The organism is Paenibacillus herberti, from assembly GCF_002233675.1.
GTDB classification, from domain to species: domain Bacteria; phylum Bacillota; class Bacilli; order Paenibacillales; family Paenibacillaceae; genus Paenibacillus_O; species Paenibacillus_O herberti.
In genome coordinates, this window is record NZ_NMUQ01000001.1 from 1 (window position 1) to 3,013 (window position 3,013).

Genomic DNA, 3,013 nt, shown 5'->3' on the forward strand with positions numbered 1-3,013 from the left:
ATCGCATCGTAATGCGCTTCGATGGCTTCGATGACCTCTGCCGGAATGGCCTCTTCACGCTGGCGGCACTCCTTCGTGGAACGACGGAAGGCGCCAAGCAATTCGCTCGGATGCGCAGTGTCATTTCGACGATCATAAAGCAGAAGCTGGAGCTGCTCCCTTCGCTCGTTTCAGCGCTGTCGGGGAAACTGAGGCTTAGCTAGACCTAAGTAGTAACGAAAAAAGAAGTATTTCCCGGACAGGAAATACTTCTTTTTTTGTAACTGTAATTAGAAAGAAGGATTACATATTGTCGATAAACTTCACATAATCTTGTGCATTTTTGTCCAACTCATCTGCAGGAGGAGTGTTAGTCTCTACACCATAAATCGAGAAGAACGAACGATAGTCTGATTTGCAGTATAGGAAAGTCGTTTCAAAAGGAGATAAAATTTCATCCATTGTACGGTTAAATTTCCCCTCTTTTTGATAAAGCTGTTCTTCACCTCCGACAGATACGGCTAAAGCAGCTTTACGATTTTTTAGTTTATCTCCACTTGAACCATAGGCCCAGCCATATGTGAACACCTCGTCTAGCCATTGTTTAAGAAGAGGTGGCGAGTTAAACCAATACAACGGGAATTGCAAAACAAGATTACCATGCGATTCAATTAACTGCTGTTCTTTTTCCACATCAATTTTCCCATCGGGGTAGCTTTTATACAATTCATGTACCGTATACTTTTCTGGATATTTTTTGAGCTCTTCTACCCAACGTTTATTTATAATGGATGTTTCTGGATTTGGATGTGTTACGATAACTAGAGTTTTCAAAGCGTTTGCCTCCTTGAATTTGATCTGCTCCTTGAGTATAAATGGCGAACTGAATCTATGTAAGTACGCACTTTTACTTCAGGTACTTACATAAAAGTAAGTGTCAGCTCAATGCTTGGGACATAACTATATGGACAAATGGAGTGATTTGAATTGGTGAAAGACATAACGTATAAAATCTACACCATGTGTATGATCCAGCATGAAGACAAAATCTTATTGATGAATCGACCTGATAAACTCGGATTTCCAGGCTTCATTGCTCCAGGTGGGAAAGTTGATTTTCCGGAAAGTATCGTTGATGGCGCAATAAGAGAGGTGAGAGAAGAGACCGGGTTAGTTGTAAGAGACATCGTTTTTAAAGGGTTGGATGAGTTCTGTGATCCCGCTGATGGATTGAGATATATGGTCTTTAATTATTTAGCGACATCATTTGAGGGCAGCTTGCTTGATCATCCTCCTGAAGGCGAGTTGCTTTGGGTCAAAATAAAAGAAGCGATGGAACTACCCATGCAAGACTGGTTCAAAAGAAGACTTCCGTTGTTCTTCCAGGAGGGAACGTTTGAATATAGCTTTATTTGGAATAGCCAAACGAATGAAACTATTAAAGAAACTAAAAAACAATATGGGGTAGATATTCAGGAGCTTACCCTCGGCCTTTAAGATTATACTCATATGGGTTAAAATACCAATATAGATCGATAATAGGGGGTGTTTCATTTGGATGGTTATGCAGGATTTTTAGCCGCAGTTTTACCGTTGTTGTTGTTCCTTGTTTATGGTTCATTCATCGTGTGTGGTTTATACGCTCTCACTAGCGTTGCATAAAACCTCAGTACATAAGCTGATTGAATTTTCAGAAATGAATTCATTAAGGTGAATGAAAAAAAGTCAGACAGCTCTTAAAGGTAGCTCATCCATTTGGTTAATTTATGTAAATTTGTTCACTTCTAGTGATTTATGAGCCCGCTAATGAATCGTCTACTCGCGTTCGCTGTCGCCCTTTTGACGTACGACTTGGTTTTTTCTTGAGCTGCCTGAGCCACTTGTCATAGGGGTGCCACAAGAATGTGGTTAGCCAACGTGTACATTGGAGCAAGCTGTGCTGAACCTTCGTTTCCAGCTTCACTAGCATCAGCAAACAAAACGCGATCAGAGCGATCCAAATCTGATTCATGACGGCCCGCTCGCTTGTGCCATAAAGATGCTTGATCTGAAGATGCTGCTTGATCCACTTGAAGAAGAGCTCGATTGCCCAGCGGCTGCGGTACATCTCACTGATTTCATCACACGTCAGGTCGAAGCGATTCGTCACCAGAAAGAGTTCGTTTCCCTCCGAATCTTGCGTCTGGATCATCCGGAGCTCGTGCTTCATTCTCTTCTGCTGCGAGCCGATTCGCACACGCCAATCGGCGGAAACCACACTCTCGGCAGGAACATCATACGCTTCTAACGGTTCCATATGCGTGTTGCTTTTCAAGCGGGTCACGAACAGAATCCCTTCCCGACTGTAACGATCGAATGCCGCATAATCGATGTAGCCGCGGTCAAAGATGTACGTAACGCCAGGTTCATCAACGAGTTCCTCCATCTGAGTCCGATCATTTTTCTTGGCTACCGTTACGGTCGCCTTGTCCGGAAGGACCTCATGTTCATTCATGAAGGCCAGTCGCGTATGGATTTTGATGCCTGCTTTCGTCTTGCGAAATTCGGCCCACTTGAACTTCTGTAAGCATAACGTCACCGTCGTCGAATCGATGATTTTAATCTTGAATTGCTTTCCCTTTGTGCCTTGACGAAGCAGGACAAGCTTGGCTACCTGTTCGAATACATGCCGCAGCAGCTCAGGGTCAACTTGATTGTGCTTGCGACTAAGCTGGGAAGCTGAGATGGAGGTAAGTCCAAGCTCGCGTTGCAGCTCTTCACCCAGCACGTCGTCGGCGATGTGACGTAATCCCTCACGGTTTTGCAGTTGGGCAAGTAAAAACAAGTTAAGATACGCTGTCGTAGTCAACTTTTTCTTATACTTATCTTGTTGACATTCCGCCACGGCATGTATGAACGTTTTTGCACAGATGGGTCTAACCCATTTACCAAATGAAGATAATGCAGTACGATTGTCCATGCTGGATCCTTTTCAGTGGATTTATGGACAGGTCTACCTCTCCGATCCATTGTAAAGGATTTTTTTGTGTCCGTT

General features: G+C 43.5%; 4 protein-coding genes. 2 read left to right on the forward strand and 2 right to left on the reverse strand.

Annotated elements, in window-relative coordinates; genetic code table 11:
• The coding region (locus tag CGZ75_RS24935) for a hypothetical protein (protein ID WP_176444625.1) at positions 1-203 on the forward strand (203 nt) is incomplete at its 5' end.
• A gap of 79 nt (positions 204-282) precedes the next feature.
• On the opposite strand, the gene CGZ75_RS00010 is transcribed toward CGZ75_RS24935, so the two are convergent.
• Positions 283-813, reverse strand: a complete 531-nt coding sequence (locus CGZ75_RS00010) for an NAD(P)H-dependent oxidoreductase (protein ID WP_089521950.1) — start codon at positions 811-813, stop codon at positions 283-285.
• A gap of 186 nt (positions 814-999) precedes the next feature.
• Between CGZ75_RS00010 and CGZ75_RS00015 the strand changes: the two genes are divergently transcribed.
• Positions 1,000-1,476 carry an 8-oxo-dGTP diphosphatase gene (locus CGZ75_RS00015; RefSeq protein ID WP_089524474.1) on the forward strand — a complete coding sequence of 159 codons (477 nt, stop codon included), beginning with the start codon at positions 1,000-1,002 and terminating at the stop codon, positions 1,474-1,476.
• A gap of 295 nt (positions 1,477-1,771) precedes the next feature.
• Here CGZ75_RS00015 and CGZ75_RS00020 read toward each other — a convergent pair whose 3' ends face one another.
• Positions 1,772-2,938 (reverse strand): IS4 family transposase, encoded by a 1,167-nt coding sequence (locus CGZ75_RS00020; protein ID WP_089521953.1) that lies wholly within the window; start codon positions 2,936-2,938, stop codon positions 1,772-1,774.
• Between the last annotated feature and the right edge of the window lie 75 nt (positions 2,939-3,013).

Coding starts and splice junctions, on each gene's coding strand:
- CGZ75_RS00015 (WP_089524474.1), top strand. CDS start 1,000: ATGTGTATGATCCAGCATGAAGACAAAATCTTATTGATGAATCGACCT.
- CGZ75_RS00020 (WP_089521953.1), bottom strand. CDS start 2,938: ATGGACAATCGTACTGCATTATCTTCATTTGGTAAATGGGTTAGACCC.